This window comes from Oerskovia turbata, assembly GCF_000718325.1.
In the GTDB taxonomy this organism is placed as follows: Bacteria; Actinomycetota; Actinomycetes; order Actinomycetales; family Cellulomonadaceae; genus Oerskovia; species Oerskovia turbata.
Genome location: NZ_JOFV01000004.1, coordinates 174210 through 198069 on the forward strand (window position 1 = coordinate 174210; position 23860 = coordinate 198069).

Sequence of the window (23860 nt, forward strand, 5' to 3'; positions counted from 1 at the left end):
CGTCGACTCAGCCGACGGTGACGACGGGCGGACCGGCCTGTGCGTCGTTCTCCGGCGTCATGGTCTCGGCGATCCGCATCGCCTCCTCGATGAGCGTCTCGACGATCATCGACTCCGGTACGGTCTTGACGACCTCGCCCTTGACGAAGATCTGCCCCTTGCCGTTGCCCGACGCGACACCGAGGTCCGCCTCGCGCGCCTCGCCCGGCCCGTTCACGACGCAGCCCATGACCGCGACGCGCAGCGGTACCTCCATGCCCTCGAGCCCGGCCGTGACCTTCTCCGCGAGCGTGTACACGTCCACCTGCGCACGCCCGCACGACGGGCACGAGACGATCTCGAGCTTGCGCGGGCGCAGGTTGAGCGACTGCAGGATCTGGATGCCGACCTTGACCTCCTCGACCGGCGGGGCCGACAGCGACACGCGGATGGTGTCGCCGATGCCCTTGCTCAGCAGCGCGCCGAACGCCGTGGCCGACTTGATGGTGCCCTGGAACGCCGGACCGGCCTCGGTCACACCGAGGTGCAGGGGCCAGTCGCCCCGCTCGGACAGCAGCTCGTACGCCCGCACCATGACGACCGGGTCGTTGTGCTTGACCGAGATCTTGAAGTCGTGGAAGCCGTGCTCCTCGAACAGCGACGCCTCCCAGACGGCCGACTCGACGAGCGCCTCCGGGGTGGCCTTGCCGTACTTCGCGAGCAGGCGCGGGTCGAGCGAGCCAGCGTTGACGCCGATGCGGATCGAGGTGCCCGCGTCCGCTGCGGCGCGGGCGATCTCCTTGACCTGGTCGTCGAACTTGCGGATGTTGCCCGGGTTCACGCGCACCGCTGCACAGCCTGCGTCGATCGCCGCGAACACGTACTTCGGCTGGAAGTGGATGTCCGCGATCACGGGGATCTGGGACTTCCTCGCGATCGCCGGCAGCGCGAGCGCGTCGTCCTGGCTGGGCACCGCGACACGCACGATGTCGCAGCCGGACGCGGTCAGCTCGGCGATCTGCTGGAGAGTCGCGTTGATGTCAGTGGTCGGGGTCGTGGTCATGGACTGGACGCTCACGGGGGCGTCACCGCCGACGTCGACCTTGCCGACCTTGATCTTGCGGGTCTTGCGGCGTGGTGCGAGGACAGGCGGAGGTGCTGCTGGCATGCCGAGGCTGATGGGTACGCTCACGGACCCAGTATCCCCCGTCCGACACCTCGGTCGCGCCCGACGCCGTTCCCCGCCCCGCACCGCACACGACTCTTCGCGAGATCTTCACGGGACCGGACGTGCAGGTCAGGTGAGGCGGATCGGGTTGACGATGTCCGCGTAGATCAGCAGCACGCCCATCCCGAGCAGGACGACCCACATCGCGAGCCCGAGCGGGACGAGCTTGGCGACGTCCGCGTGCGCCGGGCGCGGGCGGCCGCGGACCTTGGCGACCTGCCGCTTGGCCCCCTCGTACAGCGCTCCCGCGATGTGCCCGCCGTCGAGCGGCGGCAGCGGGATGAGGTTGAACGCGAACAGCGCGATGTTGAGCGAGGCCAGCAGGCTCAGCATGACCGCCACCCGGTCGACCACGTCGACCTGGTCCGCCCCCACGACGTCGACCGCGATCCGCCCCACACCCACCGGCCCCATGACCGAGGCCGGGTCGCGCTCCTCACCGCCGAACGTGGACTGCACCACGTCCACCAGCTTGGCGGGCAGCGCGACGATGACCTCGGCCGTCCCGCTGACCTGGGCCCAGATGGCCTCCGGCACCGCGCTCAACGGCTCGGAGACCCGCTCCTGGGTCGGGGCGATCCCGACGTACCCTGCGGGCTTGAGCACCAGCTCGCCGTCGTCGTCGGTCACGTACTGCCCGTCGTCGCCGACGACGGGCCGGTCGACCTCGGTCGGGGTGATCTCGAGCGTGACCTGCTCGCCCGCGCGCTCGACCACGACCGGGACGGTCTGGCCCGCGGCGCCCGTGATCTTGCCGACCAGCGAGTCCCAGGACGTGACCGGCTCGCCGTCGAACGACACGACCGTGTCCCCGGGCTCGATCCCCGCCTCGGCGGCAGGGGTCGCAGGGTCGCTCGCCGTGCACTCGTAGTCCGCCGGGGCCGAGGCGGGCGTCACGCACGCGGGCACCGTCGCGACCGTCGTGGTCGCCTGCGGCGAACCGATGCCGACCAGCACCACGGTCATGAGCACGAACGCGATCACGAGGTTCATGAACGGCCCGCCGAACATCACGACGACCTTCTTCGGCACCGAGAGGTTGTAGAACGCGCGCGGCTCCTGACCCGGCAGGATCTCCTCGGCGCTCATCTCCCGCGCGTCCTGCACCATGCGGCCGAAGAAGCCGTTCGACTGCTTCTTGCCCGCCGGGGCCGGCGGGTACATCCCCACGAGCCGCACGTAGCCGCCCAGCGGGATCGCCTTGAGCCCGTACTCGGTCTCCCCCCTGGTGCGCGACCACAGCGTGGGGCCGAACCCCACGAAGTAGTGGCTCACACGCACGCCGAACCTCTTGGCCGGGACCATGTGCCCGACCTCGTGCAGGGCGATCGACACCAGGATGCCGACCAGCACGACGAGGATGCCGATCACCGCGGTCATGAGAGCTCCGTTCGGGGGTGCTGCGAGGAGACGAGGACGACCAGTGCTGAAGGAGGACTCAGCGGCGGGTGAGGATCTCGTGGGCCCTGGCCCGGGCCCACCCCTCGGCGCCCGTCACGTCGTCCAACGTGACCACCGCCCGTGAGGTTCCCGTGTGCTCGCCCAGGACCCGCTGCACGGTCTCGACGATGTCCAGGAACCCGATGCGCCCCTCCAGGAACGCTGCGACACACTCCTCGTTGGCCGCGTTGTACACCGCGGGATGCGTCGCCGACGCCGACGCCGCCGCGCGCGCGAGCCCTACTGCCGGGAAGAGCTCCTCGTCGAGCGGCTCGAACGTCCACGCGGTCGCGCCCGACCAGTCGCAGCCGGCCGCAACCTCACCCAACCGGTCCGGCCAGCTCAGGCCGAGCGCGATCGGCAGGCGCATGTCCGGGGGCGAGGCCTGCGCGATCGTCGAACCGTCCACGAACTCGACCATCGAGTGCACGACCGACTGCGGGTGCACCACGACCGTGATCTCGTCCGTCGGCACGTCGAACAGCAGGTGCGCCTCGATGAGCTCGAGACCCTTGTTCATGAGCGTCGCCGAGTTGATCGTCACGACCGGGCCCATGGCCCACGTCGGGTGCGCGAGCGCCTGCTGCGGGGAGACCGCCTTGACGTCGTCACGCGCCCACCCTCGGAAGGGCCCGCCCGACGCCGTCAGCACGAGACGGCGCACCTCCTCGCGACGCCCCGACCGCAGGGCCTGCGCGATCGCCGAGTGCTCCGAGTCGACCGGGACGATCTGGTCGGGGCGCTGCTTCGCGTCCTGGACCAGCACGCCGCCCACGACGAGCGACTCCTTGTTGGCCAGCGCGAGCGTCGACCCCGCAGCGAGCGCGGCGAGCGTGGGGCCGAGCCCCACCGAGCCCGTGATGCCGTTGAGCACGACGTCGGAGCCCGCCCCCGCGAGCTCGGTCGCCGCGTCCGGGCCGACGACCACCTCGACCGGCCGCGCACCCGCGCGAGGGGCCTGCGCCGCCAGAGCCGCCTCGACCTCCGCAGCCCGTCCCGGGTCCGCGACACCGACCCTCGCCACACCCAGCTCGACCGCCTGGCGCGCCAGCAGGCCCGCGTTCGCGCCACCCGCCGAGATCGCGTCCACGCGGAAACGGTCGGGATGGCGGGAGATCACGTCGATCGCCTGGGTGCCGATGGATCCGGTCGACCCGAGAAGGGTCACGCTGCGCACACTCATGAGGACATCCTCCCAGGTGCGAGGACCGCCCGACGTGCGCTGCGGCGTCGGGCAGGGATCGCGCGCGACGTCACTCGACGCCGAGCAGCACCTCGATGGCACGGGCGAAGAACGCGTCCACGGGACCCTCCGCATAGCCGTCCTTGCCGCGACGACGCGCGAAGGTCGAGCTGCGGATCTCGGCAGCCGTGATGGGCTCCTGACGGTCGAAGTACGCCACGAGACGGTCGCACAGGTCGTCGACGTCGTCCATGTCGTAGCCCCACTCGCCACGCCCCGCCGGCGCGAACCGCTCACCGTCCGGACGCCCCAGGCGGCCGTACAGGCTGCGAGCCCGCTCGGCGAGCGCGTTCATCCACGCCTGCTGCCCGTTGACCGCGACGTACTCGGCACGCTGGCGGGCGATGAAGGCCCCCTCCAGCCGGTCGAGAGCCGCATCGACCTCGTGGGTGTCGTACCCACCACGGACCAGGTCGAACATCGAGACCTGGATGTCCGTGCTCGTCAGGCGCTCAGGCTTCCTGCCCTCGTAGACCTGACGGGCGTGGTCGAAGAACTCGTCCACCTCTTCCGGGTCGTACCCGTTGCGCACCTTCGAGACGGTGCTGAACAACGCACTCACGCTTCCTCCTCAGCTGCCAGCTGCCCGCACGCACCATCGATGTCGCTGCCGCGTGTGTCACGAATAGTGGTCGGAATCCCGTGCCCACGCAAGCGAGCCACGAACTCGTCCTCCACCTCACGCTCGCTCGCCGTCCAGATCGAACCCGGGGTCGGGTTGAGCGGGATGGGGTTCACGTGCACCCAGCCCGAACCCCGAGCCGTGAGCTTCTCGCCCAGGAGGTCCGCGCGCCAGGCGTGGTCGTTCATGTCCTTGATGAGCGCGTACTCGATGCTCACGCGTCGGCCCGTGACCTCGAAGTAGTTGCGCGCCGCGTCGAGCGTCTCGTCGACCGACCACCGGGTGTTGATCGGGACGAGCTCGCTGCGCAGGTCGTCGTCGGGCGCGTGGAGCGAGAGCGCGAGCGTGACCGGGATGCCCTCGGCCGAGAGCTTGTTCATGGCCGGCACCAGGCCCACGGTCGAGACCGTGATGTTGCGGGCCGACATGCCCAGGCCCTCAGGGGCCGGCGCGACGAGCTGGCGGATCGTCCCCATGACGGCCTTGTAGTTCGCCATGGGCTCGCCCATGCCCATGAAGACCAGGTTGTTCAGACGCGCGGACCCGCCCGGGATGTCGCCGTCCGCGAGCGACTTGGCGGCCGAACGCACCTGCTCGACGATCTCCGCGGTCGACAGGTTCCGCGTCAGACCCAGCTGGCCCGTCGCGCAGAACGGGCAGGCCATGCCGCAGCCCGCCTGGCTCGAGACGCACAGCGTCGACCGGTTCGGGTAGCGCATGAGCACCGACTCGACCTTGGCCGCGTCGAAGAGCTTCCAGAGCGTCTTGACGGTCGTCCCGCCGTCGGCCTGCATGACGCGCGCGGGGGTCAGCAGCGGCGGCATCAGGTTCTCGACGAGCAGCTCGCGCGAGGCCTGGGGGAGGTCGGTCATGTCCTGCGCGTCGTTCGTGAAGTGCGCGTAGTAGTGCGTCGCGAGCTGCTTGGCGCGGAACGGCTTCTCCCCCAGCTCGACGACCGCGGCCGTGCGCTCCTCCGGGGAGAGGTCGGCGAAGTGGCGCGGAGGCTTCCCTCGGCGGGGCGCCGACATGACGAGCGGCAGCGGCTTCGATTCGACGGACGGGCGAACAGACATGGAGGATCCAGAGGTTGGAGCGGGTGGAGCAGGTCAGCGCACCGCGTCGACGCACGACGCGTGCACTCGTGCGAGCACGCCGGTGCGTCGAGCGACACACCGGCACGCGCGCGTGCGTCCGTGCCTGCGCCCACCCTCACGGGCCCGCCTCAGAGCGAGACGGAGAGCAGCAGGTACACGAACGGAGCGGTCAGGAGCATGGAGTCCAGGCGGTCGAGGACGCCGCCGTGCCCCGGCAGGAGCGACCCCATGTCCTTCAATTCTAGGTCGCGCTTGATCATCGACTCGGCCAGGTCCCCCACGGTCGCCGTGAGCGGCACCATGATGCCGAGCAGGACACCGACGACGGGGCTCACGCCGAGCCCGTAGACGGCACCCACGACGCCGATCGCCGTCGCCAGGACGAACGAGCCGGCCAGCCCCTCCCAGCTCTTCTTGGGACTGATCGACGGCGCCAGCGGGTGACGTCCGAACAGGACCCCCGCCACGTACCCCCCGACGTCGTTCGAGACCGCCAGCAGGATGAACAGGAGGACCTGGATCCGCCCGTTGTCCGGGTTCGCCAGCATCATCATGACGAACCCCGCCATGAACGGCAGGTACGCCGTCGCGAAGGTTCCCGCGGCGGCATCACGCACCGCCGCCGTCCCCGAGCCGTCGATCACCCGCCAGACCACGACCCCGGCCACCGTCAGGACGAACGAGACCATGAGGGCCTCGGGGCCCGAGTAGTACGACGAGATCAGGATCCCCGCCGCACCGACCAGGAGCGGCAGGAGCGGCAGGTGGATGTCACGGCGGAGGAAGGCCTGCTTCAGCTCCCACAGCGCCGCCCCGACCGCAGCGGTCGCCAGCAGCACGAACGGCTCCGGACGGAAGGCCAAGGAGGCCCCCACGAGCACGAGGAGCCCGACCCCGACGGAGATCGCCTTGGGCAGGTCGCGCCCGGCCTTCGGCGTGCGCCGGGGCCTGGACGCGACCGCATCACTTGTCATCGGTGCGCACGGACTTCTGCATCAGACCTCGAGGAGCTCGCTCTCCTTGCCGGCGAGCAGCGCGTCGATCGTGTCGACGTGGCTCTTGGTGAGCGCCTCGAGCTCCTTCTCGGCGCGCGTGCCCTCGTCCTCGCCGGCCTCGCCGTCCTTGACGATGCGGTCGAGCTGCTCCTTGGCGCGGCGACGCACGTTGCGCACCGAGACACGGGCGTCCTCCGCCTTGCCCTTCGCGAGCTTCACGTAGTCGCGGCGACGCTCCTCGGTCAGGACGGGGAGCACGACACGGATGATGTTGCCGTCGTTGCTGGGGTTCACCCCGAGGTCCGAGTCACGGATGGCCTTCTCGATCGCGCTCAGCGCGGTCTTGTCGAAGGGCGAGATCACGATCGTGCGGGCCTCGGGCGTGTTGAACGAGGCGAGCTGCTGCAGGGGCGTCGGAGCACCGTAGTACTCGACCGTGATCTTGTTGAACATCGCGCCGCTCGCACGTCCCGTGCGAATGTTCGCGAAGTCCTCCTTGGCGACCTCGATCGCCTTGTCCATCTTCTCTTCGGCCTCGAGGAGGGTCTCGTCGATCACCAGTGCTCCTTCGTCGTGCGTTGCTGGGCTAGCCGTCCTGCGCCGCACGAGGCGGCGCACCCGGGGACGCGGCGCGACCCGGGTCGTTCGTCGGTCGTCCGGTCAGCTCGTCGTGACCAGTGTCCCGATATTGTCCCCCAGCAGCGCGCGGGTCACGTTGCCCGGCTCGCCCATGCCGAAGACCCGCATGGTCACGTCGTTGTCGCGGCACAGGCTCAGGGCCGTGGCGTCCATGACGGCCAGGTCGTTCACGAGCGCGTCGGTGTACGTCAGGTGGTCGAGCTTGACGGCGTCCGGGTTGGTGCGCGGGTCCGCGGAGTAGACCCCGTCGACGCCGTTCTTGCCCATGAGGACCTCCTGGCAGTGCGTCTCGAGGGCGCGCTGGACGGAGACGGTGTCGGTCGAGAAGTACGGCATCCCGGCGCCGGCGCCGAAGATCACGACACGGCCCTTCTCCATGTGACGGATGGCGCGCAGCGGGATGTACGGCTCGGCGACCTGGCCCATGGTGATGGCGGTCTGCACGCGCGTGTCGACGCCGGACTGCTCGAGGAAGTCCTGGAGCGCGAGGCAGTTCATGACCGTGCCCAGCATGCCCATGTAGTCGGCGCGAGCGCGGTCGAGGCCCCGCTGGGACAGCTCGGCACCACGGAAGAAGTTGCCGCCGCCCACGACGATCGCGACCTGCACGCCCTGACGCACCGCCTGCGCGATCTCGCCCGCGACGCGCTGGACGACGTCCGGCGCCAGGCCGATCTGTCCGCCTCCGAAGGTCTCACCGGAGAGCTTCAGCAGAACTCGTCGTGCCGGGGTCGTGGTCTCGATGTTGTCGCCCATGTGCAGCGCCACCTGTTCTTCGTCGTTCCGAGCTCCCGAGGTCTGCCCCAGGACGTTCCGGGGACGGTCCTACGAGGGGTCCCCGGGGTGTTGCGTGGTGCGCCAGGACCTGGCCGGGTCCCGGTGCGCGGTGGCCCGGTCCGCGCGAGCGCGGACCGGGCCACCGGAGGAAGGCGTCAGGCGCCGACGCGGTACCGCACGAACTCGGTGACCGTGCCGCCGACCTCGGCGAGGACCTGGCCGACGGTCTTCTTCGGGTCCTTGGCGAGCGGCTGGTCGAGCAGCACGACGTCCTTGAAGAAGCCGTTCAGTCGGCCCTCGATGATCTTCGGCAGCGCGGCCTCGGGCTTGCCCTCGTTGCGCGAGGTCTCCTCGGCGATGCGGCGCTCGCTCGCGACGATCTCCTCCGGGACGTCCTCACGGGTCAGGTACGTCGGCGACATCGCGGCGACGTGCTGCGCGATCTCCTTGGCGACGGCCTCACCGGCAGCGTCCGTGGCGACGACGACGCCGATCGACGGCGGCAGGTCCTTGGCGGTGCGGTGCAGGTACGCGGTGACGCGCTCACCGGCGACACGCGTGGTGCGGCGCAGGACGACCTTCTCGCCCAGCGACGCGGCCGTGTTGTCGATGACGAGCTGGACGGACTCACCGTCGGCGTCCGCGGCGAGCGCCGCGTCGACGTCGGCCGCACCCGAGGCGGCGACGGCCGTCAGGACACGGGCCGCGAGGTTGAGGAAGTTCTCGTTCTTCGCGACGAAGTCGGTCTCGGAGTTGAGCTCGATGAGCGTGGCGACCTGGCCACCCTCGATCTCGGAGACGTCGACGGCCACGAGGCCCTCGGAGGTCGAACGGCCCTCGCGCTTGGCGACGCCCTTCAACCCCTTGACACGGATGATCTCGAGCGCCTTCTCGGAGTCGCCGTCGGCCTCGTCGAGCGCCTTCTTGACGTCGAGCATGCCGGCGCCGGTGCGCTCGCGCAGCGCCTTGATGTCGGCTGCGGTGTAGTTCGCCATGGTGGTGTCCTTACCTGTCTGGGGTCCCGGGGCTCCCCGGGGAGAACGTGGAGCGGGCGGTGCGGCGGGTGCGCGCCCCTCGTGCGAGGGGCGCGCACCACGTCGTCACTTGGACTCGTCGGCCTCTTCGGCGGCGGCCTCGACGGCAGCCTCAGCCTCGACCTCGGCCTCGACGGCGACCTCGGCAGCAGCCTCGGCCACGACCTCGGCCTCGACGGCCGTCTCGGCAGCGGCCTCGGCCACGACCTCAGCAGCGGCTGCGGTCTCCACGGCGGCCTCGGCCTCGGCACCGGCGAGGAGCTCGCGCTCCCACTCGGCGAGGGGCTCTGCCTCGGTGGCGGAGCCGGCCTCGGCACCGGTCTTGCCCGAGTGGCGCTGGAGCAGGCCCTCGGCCGCGGCGTCGGCGATCACGCGGGTCAGCAGCGTGACGGCGCGGATCGCGTCGTCGTTGCCCGGGATCTTGTAGTCGACGACGTCGGGGTCGCAGTTGGTGTCGAGGATCGCGACGATCGGGATGTGCAGCTTGCGCGCCTCGTCGACGGCCAGGTGCTCCTTGTTGGTGTCGACGATCCACACGGCGGAGGGGACCTTCGCCATGTCACGGATGCCGCCCAGGGTGCGGGTCAGCTTGTCCTTCTCGCGGCGCAGGACGAGCAGCTCCTTCTTGGTGAGCCCGGAGCCTGCGACGTCGTCGAAGTCGATCTCCTCGAGCTCCTTCATACGCTGCAGACGCTTGTGCACCGTGGTGAAGTTGGTGAGCATGCCACCGAGCCAGCGGTGGTTCACGTAGGGCATGCCGACACGAGCGGCCTGCTCGGCGACGGGCTCCTGCGCCTGCTTCTTCGTGCCGACGAAGAGGATCGTGCCACCGTGGGCGACGGTCTCCTTGACGAACTCGTAGGCGCGGTCGATGTAGGACAGCGACTGCTGCAGGTCGACGATGTAGATGCCGTTGCGCTCCGTGAAGATGAAGCGCTTCATCTTCGGGTTCCAGCGGCGGGTCTGGTGTCCGAAGTGGACTCCGCTGTCGAGGAGCTGGCGCATGGTCACGACGGCCATGGCACTTCCTTTCAGGCGTGACGCGGGATCCTCCCGCTGCTCACGCTCGTTCGTCCGACCGGTCGCAGTGCGTCCGGTCGGTGCATTCCGGTTGTCGGTGCCGGCCGGGATTGGCCCTGCACCCCTGGCGCCACACCATGGACCGACGCCGGGCCCTGGCGAACGAGGGTCCGGACCGTTGTCGGGATGGCCCCTGACGGCGACCTCGAGAGGTCGGGAGTCGGAGACGTGACGCGCGAAGTCGACGGCGCGCAGCGGGGGGTTCGCGGCGTCCTGCCGGTGACCTCTGGGGTGACCGTCGGGGGTGCCGTGAGCCCGTCCGAGTGAACGTGCCGATCGCGGCGTTAAGTCTACCTGATCGCAGGCCGCAGCCCGACCCGTGCACAGGCCGGGCGGACGGGGTCTCGTCCACAGGTCCGGGAAGGGAGCGCCCACACTGCGGCCGGTCTGCGCGAGGCTCGGTCGGTGCTCACCTCCCGCTCGTCCTCGCCTCGGTCCGTCTCGCCCTCTCCCCGCGCCCGACGCCGCCACGTGGGTGCCGCGGTCGTGCTCACCAGCCTGGTGATCCCCCTGCTCGCCGGGCCACCTGCCCGGGGCACCGAGGACGACGCTCCGGGCGAGACGGGATGGACGTCACCCGTCCCCGGCGATCTCGTGGTGCTCCGCGAGTTCCTCCCGCCCGACAAGGACTGGCTGGCCGGTCACCGTGGGGTCGACCTCGGGGTGCCGCCCGGGGGCGCCGTCGTGGCACCCGAGGACGGGGTCGTGACGTTCGCCGGGACCGTCGTGGACCGTGGTGTCCTGGTCGTCCTGCACGACGGCGGGCTGCGCAGCTCGCTGGAACCGGTCGACGGCTCGGTCGCGGCAGGGACGAGGGTCGGCCGGGGGCAGGTCGTGGGGACGGTCCAGGTCGCGGGCGACGGGGCCGACGAGCCCGCGGAGAGTGGTTCCGCCGGGGCCGGTCCTGCGGGGGCCGGGCACTGTCTGCCCGCGTCGTGCCTGCACTGGGGCGTGCGCCGCGGCGACATGTACGTCGACCCCCTCGCGCTGCTGGGCCCGCCCGAGCCGATCGTGCTGCTGCCGTTGCGCTGACCGGCGCCCCCGGGGCAACGGCAGAGCCTTGCTCACCGCGAGATGCGGCCATCGGGGGTTCGCGCGTCGTCCCGACCCCCGTTGGCCACATCTCGACGGCCCGAAGCCCCGCGGAGCGCACGGGTCACCGACTCGACCCGACGTTCCCGGGTCCGGCAGCCGAGCACGTCACGCCCGCGGGAAGGCCTGCTCGAACGAGGCCCTCAGACGGTCGGCGCTGACGTGCGTGTAGCGCTGGGTCGTGGAGAGCGTGGCGTGGCCGAGCACCTCCTGGACGCTGCGCAGGTCGGAGCCGCCCTGGAGCAGGTGGGTTGCCGCGCTGTGCCGCAGGTCGTGCGGCGCGACGTCGTCGACGCCGGCCAGGGCTGCGAGACGGTGCACCGTCTCGCGTGCCTGTCGCTGCCCCCAGCGGCGGCCGCGATCGCCGAGGAGCAGCGCGGGGCCGGAGTCCGCGACGACCAGCGCGGGCCGCCCCACGTCGAGCCAGCGGCGGAGCGCACGCCCCGCGGGGACGCCGAACGGCACGACCCGTTCCTTGTCGCCCTTGCCGACCACGCGCAGCGTCCGCTCCCCCAGGTCCACGTCGTCGACGTCGGCACCGACGAGCTCGGCGACGCGCAGGCCAGAGGCGTAGAGGACCTCGACCGCGACCCACTCACGCAGGCGCGCGGGATCGCCGTCCGCGGCCGCGTCGCGTGCGGTCTCCATGAGGTGGGTGGCGGCGTCGACGGCGAGGACGGTCGGCAGGTGACGGGCCACCTTGGGGCTCGCGAGGCGCAGCGCCGGGTTGTGCGCCGTGCGCCCGGTGCTCGTCGTCCAGGCGAAGAAGGCACGGGCCGCCGCGCCTCTCCGGGCCATCGTGGTGCGGGCGAGGTCACGTGCACCGAGGTCGGCGAGCCAGTCACGCAGGACCGCGATGTCGACGTCGTCCAGGCTGCGCACGCCCGTCGCCACGGCGCGCGCCAGCAGCGACCGGACGTCGCCCGTGTAGGCACGCACCGTGTGTGCCGACAGCCCTCGCTGGACGTCGAGGTACAGCTCGAACTCCGCGACGGGCACCGCCAGCGCGGGCGGAAGGGGTGCCTCCTTCGGGGTCGAGCCGGTGCCCGTTCCAGTGCCGGGCCCGTGCCGCTCGGTGTCGCTCATCGTCCCAGTGTCGCCGCTCACCCCCTCCGCACGGTGGACCCCACGCCCCGCGGTGGCCGGGCCGTCCGGCGCCATCTGCCCCCGGACTGCTCGGCGAGGCCCGCGAGCTCGAGGTGGCCGAGGCCCCCGAACGTCTCGTCGAGCCCGAGCCCCGCTGCGCGGGCCACCGAGTCCACGGCGGCGTACGCACGCAGCGGCAGGGCGTCCCACAGCCTCTTGCCCGGCTCGTCGAGGTCGTCCTGAGGCGCGGGGCGCCCTGCTCGCGGGGTCGGCGCGTCCGCCCCGACGTCCCCCGCCAGCTCTGCGGCCTCGTCGGTGTCGGTCACGCACACGGCCTTCCCGTCACGCAGGAGCTGGTGGCACCCTCCGGAGGCCATCGAGGTCACGGGTCCGGGGACCGCCCCGACAGGGCGCAGCAGCGCGGTCGCGTGCGTCGCTGTGCTCAGGGCTCCCGAGCGCCAGGCCGCCTCGACGACGACCGTCGCCCGGGAGAAGGCTGCGATGAGACGGTTGCGCTGCAGGAAGCGGACCCTGCTGGGGACGGAGCCCGGCGGTACCTCGCTGACGACGCTCCCCTCGTCGAGGACCGCCCGCAGGAGATCGGTGTTTCCGGCCGGGTACAGACGGTCGACGCCTCCCGCGAGGAACGCGACCGTTCGCCCGCGTGCTGCGATCGCGCCGCGGTGCGCCGCGGCATCGATGCCGTACGCGCCGCCGGAGACGATCGTGAAGCGACGGTCGGCCAACCCTGAGGCAAGGTCTGCCGCGACGTGACGCCCGTACTCGGTGCACGCGCGAGCGCCCACGAGCGCGACCGATCGCCGGGCGAGGCCCGCGAGGTCGCTCTCGCCTCGGACCCACAGCGCGAAGGGTGCCGCGACGCCCAGGTCGTCGAGCGCCGTCGGCCATCGCGGGTCCCCGGGCACCAGGAGCGCACCACCGAGCTGGTCGAGGGCGCGGAGCTCCCGACCGGGATCGAGGGTCGCGAGACGGGCACGCCAGCGTTCCACGGCCCGCTGCACGCGGTCGATCGCCGGTCGTTCCGGGTGCTGTCCGAGCAGGCTCGGTGTCAGGGAGGTCGCGCCCGACGCGGCGTCGTAGAGCCACGCGAGGGCGTCCCCGGCGCCGAGGTGCATGACGAGCGCGCCGGCGACCTGGTCCCCCGGTTCGGCGATCCGGCTCCAGGCCGCGCGCGCGAGCAGGGGCTCATGGACGTCGAACGTCGGACCGGCCTCAGCCATGGTGCCCTCGGGTCCGCAGCGCGAGGCCCTGTCCCACGTCTCCTGCGTTCGGTGCGGCTCGACCGGCCAGGTCGGCCACGGTCCAGGCGAGCCGGAGGACCCGGTCGGCACCGCGCAGCGAGAGGGTGCCGCGGTCGAGTGCGGTGTCGATACCTGCGAGCAGCCTGGGGTCCGGCCCGAGCCGTTCGCGCAGCCATGTACCGGGCACCTCGGCGTTCGTGCCCCACGGGGTCCCGGCGAGCCTGGTCCTCGCGGCGGCACGAGCGGCCGCGACGCGCGCCGCGACGGTCGCGCTCGACTCCACGTCGGCACCTCCTGCCCGGTCGACGCGCGACACCGGGCGCACCTCGACCTGGACGTCGACGCGGTCGAGCAGCGGGCCCGACAGCCGGGCGAAGTACCGCCGCCGGACCAGCGGGCTGCACGAGCACTCGAGCCCCTTGCCGATCCCGAGACCGCACGGGCACGGGTTGGCGGCCAGGACGAGCTGGAAGCGGGCCGGGTAGCGCGCGGACCCGGCCGCACGGTGGATCACGAGCTCGCCGTGCTCGAGCGGCTGGCGCAGGGTCTGCAGGACCCGCGACCCGAACTCGGGCGCCTCGTCGAGGAACAGCACGCCACGGTGCGCGCGGGACGCGGCGCCGGGCCGTGGCAGCCCGCTGCCGCCGCCGACGATCGACGCCGCCGTCGCGGTGTGGTGCGGGTCCTCGTAGGGCGGGCGTCGGATCAGCCCCTGCTCGGGGTCGAAGACCCCTGCGATCGAGTGCACCGCCGTGACCTCGACGGCCTCGGACTCGTCGAGGTCAGGCAGGATGCCCGTGATCCGGGAGGCGAGCATGGTCTTGCCCGCTCCCGGCGGGCCGACGAGGAGCAGGTGGTGACCGCCTGCGGCCGCGACCTCGAGCGCACGGCGCGCCTGCTCCTGCCCCAGGACGTCGCGCAGGTCCCCCGCGGCCCGCCGTGGCCCGACGGTGCGGGTCGGGCGCGCCGCGGACGTCGGCGTCATGATGCCCGGCACCTCGGCGCCGTACAGCGCGGCGATCTCGGCCAGGCTCGCGACACCGACGACCCGCGCCCCGGGGACGAGCCGGGCCTCGTCCGCGTCCTGCACGGGCACGACGACGTCGCGCAGCCCGGCCGCGACGGCGGCGGCGACCGCAGGGAGCACCCCGCGCACGGACTGGAGCCGTCCGTCGAGCCCGAGCTCGCCGATGTGCACGACGTGCTCGGGGTCCGCGACGGAGATCTTGCGGGCCCCGGCGAGCATCGCAACCGCGATGGCGAGGTCGAAGCCCGATCCCGCCTTGGGCAGCGACGCCGGGGACAGGTTGACCGTGATCTTGCGCTGGGGCCACTCGATGCCCGACGAGGCGATCGCGGCGCGGACACGGTCCTTCGACTCGGAGAGCGCCGCGTCGGGAAGCCCGACGAGCGTGAAGCCCGGGACCGATGCGGCCAGGTGGGCCTGCACCTCCACGACATGACCCGAGAGACCGACGAGCGAGACCGCGAACGTCGTCCCGAGCGACATCAGCTGACCCCGACGAGGTGCTCGACCTGCGCGGCACCGGCCGCGGGCAGGACCACGGCCACGACGTCGATCCGTATCGACGCGGGGCGGACCGGGTGCGTCGCGACCCACTCCCCGGTCAGGCGACGCAGCCGGGCGAGCTTGTCGGGGGTCACGGCCTCGGCGGGGTGCCCGAAGCCGGTGCCTCGCCGGGTCTTGACCTCGACCGCGACCAGCACGTCACCGTCTCGGGCGACCAGGTCGAGCTCGCCCCGGGTGCCCCGCCAGTTGCGGTCGAGGACCACCCATCCGGCCTCGACCAGGTATGTCGCCGCGACCTTCTCCCCGTACCGCCCGACAGCGTCCTTCGCTCTCATGTCCCACCTCCGGCTCACACCCTGGCCTGGTCGGGGCGGTGGTGGGCGCGCACGGGTCCCGGTTGTGGAGAGGAGACCCACGAACGGGTCCTGTGCACGGCTCGGCCGGGCGGAAGCACGACAGTCCTGCGACCCGTCCGGTGCGGGGGGTCGCAGGACTGCTGCTGGAGCGAGGGTCAGAGCTGGAGCTCGGCCTTGGCCAGCTCCTCGACGTTGACGTCCTTGAACGTGACCACCCGCACCGACTTCACGAAGCGCGCGGAGCGGTACACGTCCCACACCCAGGCGTCGGCGAGCCGCAGCTCGAAGTACACCTCGCCTGCGGCCGACCTGACCTGGAGGTCCACCTGGTTCGCCAGGTAGAAACGTCGCTCTGTCTCGACCACGTAGGAGAACAGGCCCACCACATCGCGATACTCGCGGTAGAGGGCCAGTTCCATCTCGGTCTCATAGTTCTCGAGGTCTTCGGCGCTCACTGCACCATCATGGACCATCGAGTGCCACAACCCCGGATCGCCGGTCCCGTCGCGCGCCGCGGTGCCGCCGCGCGGGGCCGTTCAGGTCCCGGCCGCGCTCACGCCTGCCGCACGCCGTGCCCGGCTCCCGCTGCGCGCAGGCCGCTCAGGCCTCGTCGCGTTCGGGGAGACGCCAGCTCCGCCGGTGCTGCGGCGTCGGGCCGTGGGCCTTGAGCGCCTCGACGTGCACCGCGGAGCCGTACCCCTTGTTGCCGTCCCACCCGTACGCCGGGTACTGGCGGGCGAGGCCCGTCATGAGGCCGTCGCGCTCGCACTTGGCCAGGACGCTCGCGGCCGCGACCGACGCGCACTGGAGGTCGGCCTTGACGAGCGTGCGCACGGCCGGGTCCGGCAGGGCGGGGTCGTCGTCGGGGTCGAGGTCGAACGCCTCGAAGAGGTCCACGCTCGGACGGGTCAGCCAGTCGTGCTTGCCGTCGAGCAGGACCGCGTCGACCGGGCCGAGCGAGCGTCGCACCTGTGCCAGCGCACGGCGCCCCGCGAGCCGCAGCGCGACGACGATGCCGTGCGCGTCGATCTCCGCGGGCCCGGCGTGGCCCACGGCCCACGCGAGCCCCCAGTCACGGACCGCGGGCAGCATGGCCTCGCGCGCCGTGGGGGTGAGCATCTTGGAGTCGGTCAGCCCCTTCGGGAACGTGCCCGTGCTCAGGTCCACCACGACGACGCCCACGCTCACCGGACCCGCCAGGGCTCCCCGCCCCACCTCGTCCATGCCCGCGACGAACCGCGCGCCCGAGTCGAGGATCGCCCGCTCGTGGCGCAGCGTCGGCGGTTTGGGCCCGGTCGATCGCCTGACCGGCGCCTTGCGCGGAGCGCGCCGGGCCGCGGTGGTCTCCGGCTCGCCCGCGACGAGCGGCGCACCGAGGTCGGTCGTCATGGTTCCGGCACCTCCGCGAACACGTCACCCGGGTTGCGCATCAGCGTGAGGTCGCTGAGCGGCCACACCTTGACGAAGGCCGTCCCGACGACGTTGCTGATCGGCACGAACCCGCCGCCCGGCTTGCCGGTGTTGTACCGCGAGTCGGCCGAGTGCTGCCGGTTGTCGCCCATGACGAACAGCATGCCCTCGGGGACGACCACGTCGAAAGGGTCCTGGCTCGGGAGAGATCCCGGCTTGATGTAGGTCTCGTCGATCGGCTGGCCGTTGACGCTCACGCGCCCCTGCGCGTCGCAGCACACGACCCGGTCGCCCGGTGTCCCGATCACCCGCTTGATGAGGTGCTCCCCGGTGTCCTGCGGGAGCAGCCCGACGAACGTCATGGCGGACGTGACGGCGTTGCCGACGGGCCCACGGTCGGGCGCGACGTACGGCGGGAGCCAGCTCCCCGGGTCCTTGAAGACGACGACGTCGCCGCGGTGCACGTCGAACGCGTCGGGGACGAGGCGCGAGACCATCACGCGGTCCCCCTCGACGAGCGTGTCCTCCATCGAGGCGCTCGGGATGAAGAACGCCTGCACCAGGAAGGTCTTGATCAGCCAGGACAGCACCAGTGCGCTGAGCAGGATGATGACGGTCTCGCGCAGCAGCGAGCCGCGCCGGGGTGCCGGCCGCGCTCGGGAAGAGCCCGCTTCCATCTGGCTCCTCGTGTCCGTCTCCGTCGTGGGGACCGCACCGAGCGCGGGGTCGGGGCGGGGTGCTGCCTGTGCGGCGCTGTCTGTCACGCGCTCACTGTGCCACTGCGCGGGCCCTCGGGTGAAACCGGGAGCGGCCGCCGCGGACCGGGCGGCAGGTGCGGGAACGCCGACGGGCGGCCACCCGGAGGTGGCCGCCCGCGGACGCGTGACGAGCCTGACGCGGGGTCAGGATCGGATCACTTCGAGGGGAGCGCGTCGCGCTTCTCCTTGATCTTCGCCTTCTTGCCGCGCAGCTTGCGCAGGTAGTACAGCTTGGCGCGGCGGACGTCACCGCGCGTGACGAGCTCGATCGACTCGAGGGTCGGGGAGTGCACCGGGAAGGTACGCTCCACGCCGACGCTGAAGCTGATCTTGCGGACCGTGAAGGTCTCGCGGATGCCGCCACCCTGGCGACCGATGACGACGCCCTGGAACGCCTGGACACGAGAGCGGTTGCCCTCGACGACCTTGACGTTGACCTTGACGGTGTCCCCGGCCCGGAAGACCGGGATGTCGCTACGCAGCGATGCTGCGTCGACGCTGTCCAGCGTGTGCATTGATCTCTCCCCGCCCTGCCACAGGTCAGACGCGTTCTCGTGGCCCACCGCGAGGCGGGTCCGGTTCAGTACGTGGGTGGTGCTCGCATGTGATCGGTCGCGCACGCTGACGTGCGGTGGGCTTCCCCTGTGGCAGAGGCCCGACCGGCGCACACCAAGGGTCTATTCTGCCACACCACCGGTGGTGGCTCCGGGGGCGGGTTCGGCACTGCCCGGGGCCCGGTGCAGGGCACCCCCGCGCACCTCCCAGCCGAGCGAGGCGAGGAACGCCCGGTCGTGCTTGTCGAGGGTGCTCGCGTCGAGCGCCGCGATCAGGTCGGGCCGGCGGGCGGAAGTCTTCTCGAGCGCCCGGTCGCGGCGCCAGCGACGGATCTTCGCGTGGTGCCCGGAGAGCAGCACGTCGGGCACCTCGAGGTCCGACCAGACGGGCGGTTTGGTGTACACGGGGTACTCCAGGAGGCCGGCCGCGCCGTGGGACTCCTCGACGAGCGACTCCGGGTTGCCGATCACCCCGGGCAGCAGGCGGGCGACGGCCTCGACCATGACGAGCGAGGCGACCTCTCCCCCGTTGAGCACGTAGTCGCCGATCGAGAGCTCGCTCACGCGGTGCCCGGCGGCGCGGTAGTGCTCGGCGACGCGCGCGTCGATCCCCTCGTAGCGTCCGCACGCGAAGACGAGCTGGTCCTCGGTCGCCAGGGCTTCCGCGGTGCGCTGGGTGAACGTCGTGCCCGACGGCGTCGGCACCACCAGGTGCGCGGGTCCGGTCGCGGTCAGCTCGTCGATGGCCTGCCCCCAGACGTCGGGGCGCATGACCATTCCCGCTCCCCCGCCGAAGGGCGTGTCGTCGACCGTCCGGTGGCGGTCGGTGGTCCAGTCGCGCAGGTCGTGGACGCGCAGGTCGAGCAGGCCGGCGACGCGCGCCTTGCCGACGAGCGAGAGGTCCAGGGCCGCGAGGTACTCGGGGAAGATCGAGACGATGTCGATGCGCACGTCAGTCGTTCGTCCCGTCGGTCGCGTCGTCGGTCGCGTCGTCGCCGGAGCCCGGCGTCGGCTCGACGACCTCGAGCAGGTCGGCGTCACGTGCCAGGAGGCCCCCCGGCGGATCGAGCACGACCCGTCCGCCCGGCACGTCCACGACGGGCACGATCGCGTGCACGAACGGCACGAGCGTGCGCGTGCCGTCAGTCTCCTCGATCACGAGCAGGTCGTGCGCCGGGAGGTGCTCGAGTCCCAGGACCTTACCCACGACGGTGCCGTCCTCGAGCTCGGCGCGCAGTCCCACGAGCTCGTGCGGGTACCAGGCGTCCTCCTCGTCGGAGACGTCGGCCTCGACGACGAGCGTGATGCCGCGCATGCGCTCGGCCGCCGAGCGGTCGGACACGCCCGCGAACGTCACGAGCCACTTGCCCTGGTGCAGTCGCGCGCGCTCGATCGTCAGCGGTCCCGCCTCGGCGGGCTCGGTGTCGATCGTGGACCCGACGACGAGTCGCGCCTCGGGGTTGTCGGTACGCGTGTCGAGCGCGACCTCGCCACGCAGTCCGTGGGCGCGGCCGATTCGGGCCACCGTGAGCTGCATCGTGTGCTCCTTCTCGTCGTGTTCGTGCTCGTCGTGCGTGGGCCGTGCCGGAGCCCGTGGCCGGGAGCCCCCACGGTGTCACCCGCGGGGCGAGGACGCACGTCCTATCCACGGGCATCGACAGGTACTGACCCGCATCGACCGGGGTGGGCAGACGACAAGGCCCGGTCCACCCTGAAGGGGACCGGGCCTCGTCGGCGTGCGGTCGGCGGACCGACCCTCACGTTCGTGCTGTGTTCGGCTTGCGCTCAGCCGTCGTCAGCGGCGGTCGACGTCGACGACGTCGACACGCACCGGACCGTCGACCGACAGGGCTCCGATCACCGTGCGCAGGGCACGGGCCGTCCGCCCGCCGCGGCCGATGACGCGACCGAGGTCCTCGGGGTGGACCCGGACCTCGAGCAGCTCGCCCCGACGCAGCGGCTTCGCGTTGACCCGGACGGCGTCCGGGTTGTCCACGATCCCGCGCACCAGGTGCTCGAGCGCCTCGCCGAGCATCAGGCCTGCTCTTCGGCTGCCTCAGCCGCGTCAGCGGACTCGGTCTCGACCGGCGCAGCAGCCTTCTTCTCGGCGGCCTTGGCCTTGACCTTCTCGGCGTCCTTGGCGGCGGCCTCGATGGCGGCGGCCGGGTCGACCTTCTCGCCCTTGACGCGCAGGGTGCCCTCGGCACCCGGCAGGCCCTTGAACTTCTGCCAGTCACCCGTGATCTTGAGGAGCACGAGAACCTGCTCGGTCGGCTGCGCGCCGACGCTCAGCCAGTACTGCGCACGCTCGGAGGAGATGTCGATCAGCGACGGCTCCTCGGTCGGGTGGTACTTGCCGATCTCCTCGATGACGCGACCGTCACGCTTGGTGCGCGAGTCCGCGACGACGACACGGTAGTACGGCGCACGGATCTTGCCGAGGCGCTTCAAACGAATCTTGGTGGCCACTGTGGTGGTCTCTCCTGGTTCTGGGTGAGGTGACCCGTGCATCCTCCCGGTGGGGACCGGGTGAGCACGGTGTCGGGACACGGCGTTGCGCGGAGAGAGGGGCCGGGCACGCCGAGTACCCGGCTATTGTGCCAGATCCGGCACGCCCCGACCAACATCGCGCGCCACAAGCCCTCCGCGACCAGACCCGCCGCACGTCGACAAGGGCGACGCACGTCTCAGACCGGCGCCACGAGCCCTCCGCGACCAGACCCGCCGCACGTCGACAAGGGCGACACACGTCTCAGACCGGCGCCACGAGCCCTCCGCGACCAGACCCGCCGCACGTCGACAAGGGCGACACACGTCTCAGACCGGCGCCACGATCTCCCCGCGCAAGATCACCGCCGTCGGGTGCCGCAGCACCTCGATGTTCTCCCGCGGGTCCGCCGGGTACACGACCAGGTCCGCGCTCGACCCCTCGACGAGTCCCCCGTACCCGAGGAACTCGCGTCCCTGCCAGCTCGCGGCAGCGACCACGTCGGCGACCGGGACCCCGGCGGCGACCATCTCGGCGCACTCGTCGGCGATCCGGCCGTGGCCGATGGTCCCGCCCGCGTCGGTGCCGACGAGGAGCTGGATACCCGCTTCGTGGAGCTGGCGGACCTGCTCGTAGCGGCGCTCGTGCAGGTCACGCAGGCGCGCCGCGAAGAGCGGGTACTTCGCGTCGGCCTGGCGGGCGATGTTCTCGAACTCGTTGATCTGCAGGAGCGTGGGCGTCACCGCGATGCCGCGCTCGGACAACGTGTACATGTCGTCGGGGTGGATCCCCGTGCCGTGCTCGATGCAGTCGACCCCGGCGGCGAGCAGCGACGGGACGACCTCGCTCGAGAAGGCGTGCACCGTGACGCGCGCGGCCTCGGCGTGCGCGACGGCGACGGCCTCGGTCAGCACGTCCTGGGGCCACAGGGGTCGCAGGTCGCCGTCGGCGCCCAGGTCGCGGTCGATCCAGTCGCCCACGAGCTTGACCCAGCCGTCGCCGGCCCGCGCCTCCTGCCGGACGACGTCCGGGAGCTGCGCGACGTCGTCGAGCTCGAGGCCGTAACCACGCAGGTAGCGCTTGGGCCGCGCGATGTGCCGTCCGGCGCGCACGAGACGGGGCAGGTCGCGCCGCGACCGCACCCACCGCGTGTCGAGGGGCGAGCCGGCGTCGCGCAGGAGGAGCGCACCGCTGTCGCGGTCCGCGATCGCCTGCGCCTGCGCGGTCGCGTTGTCGACCGCACCGTCCTTGCCGAGGCCCACGTGGCAGTGGACGTCGACGAGGCCGGGCAGGACCCACCCCTCGAGAGCCAGCATGTTGGTGCCCTGCGCCGAGGGCCGCGTCAGCGTGACATGACCGTCCTTGACCCAGAGGTCGGACACCTCACGGTCGTCTCCGAGGAGGATGTGCCCCCGGAGGTGCAGCGAGGGGCCTTCGAGCGCGGACATCGGACTCCCAGTTCTCGGGCGGTCGGGCTCGCCCGACCCCTGACGGACCGGGGTGGGACGGACGGAGGGAGGTCACGGCGAGGGCCACCGTGACCTGCAGGACATAACCTAGCGCGCTAGCGCCCCAGGAACTTCTCCAGGTCGGGCGGGAGCTGGAGATCGGCCGGGTCGGGCGACTTCTGTGCGCTCTTGGCACCGCCCAGGGCGCCGAACGCCGCACCGGGCGCGGCCGGGGGCGCCACGGGACCACCGAGGGCACGGGCCTGACGGGCCGCCTCCTCCGCGGCGCGCTTGGCGGGGTTGCCCGACTTGGCCTTGCGCCCCTTGGGCGGCGGTGCCACGCGACCGCGGGCCTTCTTGCCGCCCATGCCGGGCAGGTTCCCCATGCCGGGCATGCCGGGCATGCCGCCGCCGCGGCTCATCTGACGCATCATCTTCTGCGCGCCCGCGAACCGGTCGAGGAGCTGGTTGACGTCGCTCGTGGTGACGCCGGACCCTCGCGCGATGCGCGCCCGGCGCGACCCGTTGATGATCTTGGGGTTGTCGCGCTCGCCCGGGGTCATCGAGCGGATGATCGCCTCGATGCGGTCGACCTCGCGCTCGTCGAAGTTGTCGAGCGCCTCACGCATCTGCCCCATGCCCGGCAGCATGCCGAGCATCTTCTTCATGGAGCCCATGTTCTTCATCTGCTGCATCTGGACGAGGAAGTCCGCGAGCGTGAAGTCCTGTCCGCTGGCGACCTTCTCGGCCATCTTCGCGGCCTCGTCGGCGTCGAACGCCTTCTCGGCCTGCTCGATGAGCGTGAGCACGTCACCCATGTCGAGGATGCGCGACGCCATGCGGTCGGGGTGGAACGCCTCGAAGTCGGTGAGCTTCTCACCGGTCGACGCGAAGAGGATCGGACGACCCGTGACGCGCGCGACCGACAGTGCGGCACCACCGCGGGCGTCGCCGTCGAGCTTCGACAGGACGACGCCCGTGAAGTCGACGCCCTCCTCGAAGGCCTTGGCCGTCGCGACCGCGTCCTGGCCGATCATCGCGTCGATGACGAACAGGATCTCGTCGGGGTTCACGGCGTCGCGGATGTCCGCGGCCTGGCGCATGAGCTCGGCGTCCACGCCGAGGCGGCCCGCGGTGTCGACGATCACGACGTCGTGCTGGCGCTGGCGCGCGGTCTCCACACCGTCGCGCGCGACCTGGACCGGGTCGCCGACGCTCGTGCCCGACTCGCCCTCCGACCCCTGGTTGCCCGGCAGCGGCGCGTAGACCGGCACGCCGGCACGCTCACCCACGACCGAGAGCTGGTTGACCGCGTTGGGGCGCTGGAGGTCGGCCGCGACGAGCAGCGGTGTGTGCCCCTGCTCGCGCAGGTGCAGCGCGAGCTTGCCCGCGAGGGTCGTCTTGCCGGCGCCCTGGAGGCCCGCGAGCATGATGACGGTCGGCGGGTTCTTCGCCAGGCGCAGGCCACGGCTGTCGCCGCCGAGGATCGCGACGAGCTCCTCGTTGACGATCTTGACGACCTGCTGGGCAGGGTTGAGCGCACCGGAGACCTCGGCCGACAGGGCTCGACCCCGGATGGCACCGGTGAAGTCCTTGACGACCGGCACAGCGACGTCCGCGTCGAGGAGCGCGCGCCGGATCTCACGGATCGTGGCGTCGATGTCCGCCTCGGAGAGACGGCCCTTGCTCCGCAGGTTCTTGAAGGTCGACGTCAATCGATCTGACAGCGTGGCGAACACCGCGT

25 protein-coding genes are annotated in these 23860 nt (G+C 71.8%); 1 reads left to right on the forward strand and 24 read right to left on the reverse strand.

Annotated features, from left to right (window positions below; translation table 11 throughout):
- Positions 1–7: 7 nt before the first annotated feature.
- From ispG to rpsB, 10 genes are all read right to left on the reverse strand, one after another.
- Positions 8–1147: a flavodoxin-dependent (E)-4-hydroxy-3-methylbut-2-enyl-diphosphate synthase gene (gene ispG, locus IE95_RS0105285; protein ID WP_030150594.1), complete on the reverse strand. Its 1140-nt coding sequence runs from the start codon at positions 1145–1147 to the stop codon at positions 8–10.
- Between the two features lie 129 nt (positions 1148–1276).
- Entirely contained in the window at positions 1277–2587 is a 1311-nt protein-coding gene (locus IE95_RS0105290) for a M50 family metallopeptidase (RefSeq protein ID WP_030150595.1), read from the reverse strand.
- A 58-nt stretch (positions 2588–2645) separates the two neighbouring features.
- Complete coding sequence (dxr, locus tag IE95_RS0105295) at positions 2646–3830, reverse strand: 1-deoxy-D-xylulose-5-phosphate reductoisomerase (protein ID WP_030150596.1); 1185 nt, start codon at positions 3828–3830, stop codon at positions 2646–2648.
- A gap of 70 nt (positions 3831–3900) precedes the next feature.
- Complete coding sequence (locus tag IE95_RS0105300; protein WP_030150597.1) at positions 3901–4452, reverse strand: DivIVA domain-containing protein; 552 nt, start codon at positions 4450–4452, stop codon at positions 3901–3903.
- Positions 4449–5585, reverse strand: coding sequence for a dual-specificity RNA methyltransferase RlmN (rlmN, locus tag IE95_RS0105305; RefSeq protein ID WP_051702763.1), 1137 nt, complete (start codon positions 5583–5585; stop codon positions 4449–4451). Before rlmN ends, IE95_RS0105300 begins: the two co-directional genes overlap by 4 nt.
- 149 nt (positions 5586–5734) lie before the next feature.
- The gene (locus IE95_RS0105310) at positions 5735–6580 is read right to left on the reverse strand and encodes a phosphatidate cytidylyltransferase (protein ID WP_030150599.1); all 846 of its coding nucleotides are present in this window, start codon (positions 6578–6580) and stop codon (positions 5735–5737) included.
- Between the two features lie 21 nt (positions 6581–6601).
- Entirely contained in the window at positions 6602–7159 is a 558-nt protein-coding gene (gene frr / locus IE95_RS0105315) for a ribosome recycling factor (protein ID WP_030150600.1), read from the reverse strand.
- Between the two features lie 102 nt (positions 7160–7261).
- On the reverse strand, positions 7262–7996 hold the full coding sequence (gene pyrH / locus IE95_RS0105320) for a UMP kinase (protein ID WP_030150601.1): 735 nt from the start codon (positions 7994–7996) through the stop codon (positions 7262–7264).
- Positions 7997–8172: 176 nt separating this feature from the next.
- Positions 8173–9012 carry a translation elongation factor Ts gene (gene tsf / locus IE95_RS0105325; RefSeq protein WP_030150602.1) on the reverse strand — a complete coding sequence of 280 codons (840 nt, stop codon included), beginning with the start codon at positions 9010–9012 and terminating at the stop codon, positions 8173–8175.
- Between the two features lie 105 nt (positions 9013–9117).
- Positions 9118–10071: a 30S ribosomal protein S2 gene (rpsB, locus tag IE95_RS0105330; RefSeq protein WP_030150603.1), complete on the reverse strand. Its 954-nt coding sequence runs from the start codon at positions 10069–10071 to the stop codon at positions 9118–9120.
- A gap of 546 nt (positions 10072–10617) precedes the next feature.
- On the opposite strand from rpsB, the gene IE95_RS0105345 reads away from it, so the two are divergent.
- Entirely contained in the window at positions 10618–11163 is a 546-nt protein-coding gene (locus tag IE95_RS0105345; protein ID WP_240666228.1) for a murein hydrolase activator EnvC family protein, read from the forward strand.
- 168 nt (positions 11164–11331) lie between these two features.
- On the opposite strand, the gene IE95_RS0105350 is transcribed toward IE95_RS0105345, so the two are convergent.
- The 14 genes from IE95_RS0105350 to ffh form a co-directional block, all read right to left on the reverse strand.
- Positions 11332–12309, reverse strand: a complete 978-nt coding sequence (locus tag IE95_RS0105350) for a tyrosine recombinase XerC (RefSeq protein WP_084689862.1) — start codon at positions 12307–12309, stop codon at positions 11332–11334.
- A gap of 17 nt (positions 12310–12326) precedes the next feature.
- A complete protein-coding gene (dprA, locus tag IE95_RS0105355) occupies positions 12327–13550 on the reverse strand; it encodes a DNA-processing protein DprA (protein ID WP_051702764.1) in 1224 nt (407 codons plus the stop codon).
- Entirely contained in the window at positions 13543–15081 is a 1539-nt protein-coding gene (locus IE95_RS0105360; RefSeq protein WP_030150606.1) for a YifB family Mg chelatase-like AAA ATPase, read from the reverse strand. Before IE95_RS0105360 ends, dprA begins: the two co-directional genes overlap by 8 nt.
- The gene (locus IE95_RS0105365) at positions 15081–15437 is read right to left on the reverse strand and encodes a YraN family protein (protein ID WP_030150607.1); all 357 of its coding nucleotides are present in this window, start codon (positions 15435–15437) and stop codon (positions 15081–15083) included. Before IE95_RS0105365 ends, IE95_RS0105360 begins: the two co-directional genes overlap by 1 nt.
- Positions 15438–15613: 176 nt before the next feature.
- On the reverse strand, positions 15614–15913 hold the full coding sequence (locus tag IE95_RS0105370; protein ID WP_024840525.1) for a DUF2469 domain-containing protein: 300 nt from the start codon (positions 15911–15913) through the stop codon (positions 15614–15616).
- Positions 15914–16058: 145 nt separating this feature from the next.
- Positions 16059–16847 carry a ribonuclease HII gene (locus tag IE95_RS0105375; RefSeq protein ID WP_084689847.1) on the reverse strand — a complete coding sequence of 263 codons (789 nt, stop codon included), beginning with the start codon at positions 16845–16847 and terminating at the stop codon, positions 16059–16061.
- Positions 16844–17632 carry a signal peptidase I gene (gene lepB, locus IE95_RS0105380; protein ID WP_420819366.1) on the reverse strand — a complete coding sequence of 263 codons (789 nt, stop codon included), beginning with the start codon at positions 17630–17632 and terminating at the stop codon, positions 16844–16846. The genes IE95_RS0105375 and lepB overlap by 4 nt, the downstream gene beginning before the upstream one ends.
- Positions 17633–17781: 149 nt before the next feature.
- Positions 17782–18141: a 50S ribosomal protein L19 gene (rplS, locus tag IE95_RS0105385; RefSeq protein ID WP_030150610.1), complete on the reverse strand. Its 360-nt coding sequence runs from the start codon at positions 18139–18141 to the stop codon at positions 17782–17784.
- Positions 18142–18303: 162 nt separating this feature from the next.
- A complete protein-coding gene (gene trmD / locus IE95_RS0105390) occupies positions 18304–19131 on the reverse strand; it encodes a tRNA (guanosine(37)-N1)-methyltransferase TrmD (RefSeq protein WP_030150611.1) in 828 nt (275 codons plus the stop codon).
- Position 19132: 1 nt separating this feature from the next.
- The gene (rimM, locus tag IE95_RS0105395) at positions 19133–19717 is read right to left on the reverse strand and encodes a ribosome maturation factor RimM (RefSeq protein WP_051702765.1); all 585 of its coding nucleotides are present in this window, start codon (positions 19715–19717) and stop codon (positions 19133–19135) included.
- 258 nt (positions 19718–19975) lie between these two features.
- Positions 19976–20215, reverse strand: coding sequence for an RNA-binding protein (locus IE95_RS0105400; RefSeq protein ID WP_030150613.1), 240 nt, complete (start codon positions 20213–20215; stop codon positions 19976–19978).
- The gene (gene rpsP / locus IE95_RS0105405; RefSeq protein WP_030150614.1) at positions 20215–20649 is read right to left on the reverse strand and encodes a 30S ribosomal protein S16; all 435 of its coding nucleotides are present in this window, start codon (positions 20647–20649) and stop codon (positions 20215–20217) included. The genes IE95_RS0105400 and rpsP overlap by 1 nt, the downstream gene beginning before the upstream one ends.
- 348 nt (positions 20650–20997) lie before the next feature.
- Complete coding sequence (locus tag IE95_RS0105410) at positions 20998–22116, reverse strand: amidohydrolase family protein (protein ID WP_030150615.1); 1119 nt, start codon at positions 22114–22116, stop codon at positions 20998–21000.
- Positions 22117–22232: 116 nt separating this feature from the next.
- The gene (ffh, locus tag IE95_RS0105415; protein ID WP_030150616.1) at positions 22233–23855 is read right to left on the reverse strand and encodes a signal recognition particle protein; all 1623 of its coding nucleotides are present in this window, start codon (positions 23853–23855) and stop codon (positions 22233–22235) included.
- Positions 23856–23860 lie beyond the last annotated feature (5 nt).

What these genes read in the sequence shown, in the direction of transcription:
- IE95_RS0105400 (WP_030150613.1), bottom strand. Translation starts at nt 20,215, where the DNA reads ATGCTCGGCGAGGCGCTCGAGCACCTGGTGCGCGGGATCGTGGACAAC.
- rimM (WP_051702765.1), bottom strand. Translation starts at nt 19,717, where the DNA reads ATGCAGCTCACGGTGGCCCGAATCGGCCGCGCCCACGGACTGCGTGGC.
- ispG (WP_030150594.1), bottom strand. Translation starts at nt 1,147, where the DNA reads ATGCCAGCAGCACCTCCGCCTGTCCTCGCACCACGCCGCAAGACCCGC.
- pyrH (WP_030150601.1), bottom strand. Translation starts at nt 7,996, where the DNA reads ATGGGCGACAACATCGAGACCACGACCCCGGCACGACGAGTTCTGCTG.
- rpsB (WP_030150603.1), bottom strand. Translation starts at nt 10,071, where the DNA reads ATGGCCGTCGTGACCATGCGCCAGCTCCTCGACAGCGGAGTCCACTTC.
- dprA (WP_051702764.1), bottom strand. Translation starts at nt 13,550, where the DNA reads ATGGCTGAGGCCGGTCCGACGTTCGACGTCCATGAGCCCCTGCTCGCG.
- IE95_RS0105410 (WP_030150615.1), bottom strand. Translation starts at nt 22,116, where the DNA reads ATGTCCGCGCTCGAAGGCCCCTCGCTGCACCTCCGGGGGCACATCCTC.
- rplS (WP_030150610.1), bottom strand. Translation starts at nt 18,141, where the DNA reads ATGCACACGCTGGACAGCGTCGACGCAGCATCGCTGCGTAGCGACATC.
- IE95_RS0105350 (WP_084689862.1), bottom strand. Translation starts at nt 12,309, where the DNA reads ATGAGCGACACCGAGCGGCACGGGCCCGGCACTGGAACGGGCACCGGC.
- tsf (WP_030150602.1), bottom strand. Translation starts at nt 9,012, where the DNA reads ATGGCGAACTACACCGCAGCCGACATCAAGGCGCTGCGCGAGCGCACC.
- dxr (WP_030150596.1), bottom strand. Translation starts at nt 3,830, where the DNA reads ATGAGTGTGCGCAGCGTGACCCTTCTCGGGTCGACCGGATCCATCGGC.
- IE95_RS0105290 (WP_030150595.1), bottom strand. Translation starts at nt 2,587, where the DNA reads ATGACCGCGGTGATCGGCATCCTCGTCGTGCTGGTCGGCATCCTGGTG.
- rlmN (WP_051702763.1), bottom strand. Translation starts at nt 5,585, where the DNA reads ATGTCTGTTCGCCCGTCCGTCGAATCGAAGCCGCTGCCGCTCGTCATG.
- IE95_RS0105360 (WP_030150606.1), bottom strand. Translation starts at nt 15,081, where the DNA reads ATGTCGCTCGGGACGACGTTCGCGGTCTCGCTCGTCGGTCTCTCGGGT.
- IE95_RS0105310 (WP_030150599.1), bottom strand. Translation starts at nt 6,580, where the DNA reads ATGACAAGTGATGCGGTCGCGTCCAGGCCCCGGCGCACGCCGAAGGCC.
- IE95_RS0105375 (WP_084689847.1), bottom strand. Translation starts at nt 16,847, where the DNA reads ATGACGACCGACCTCGGTGCGCCGCTCGTCGCGGGCGAGCCGGAGACC.
- IE95_RS0105365 (WP_030150607.1), bottom strand. Translation starts at nt 15,437, where the DNA reads ATGAGAGCGAAGGACGCTGTCGGGCGGTACGGGGAGAAGGTCGCGGCG.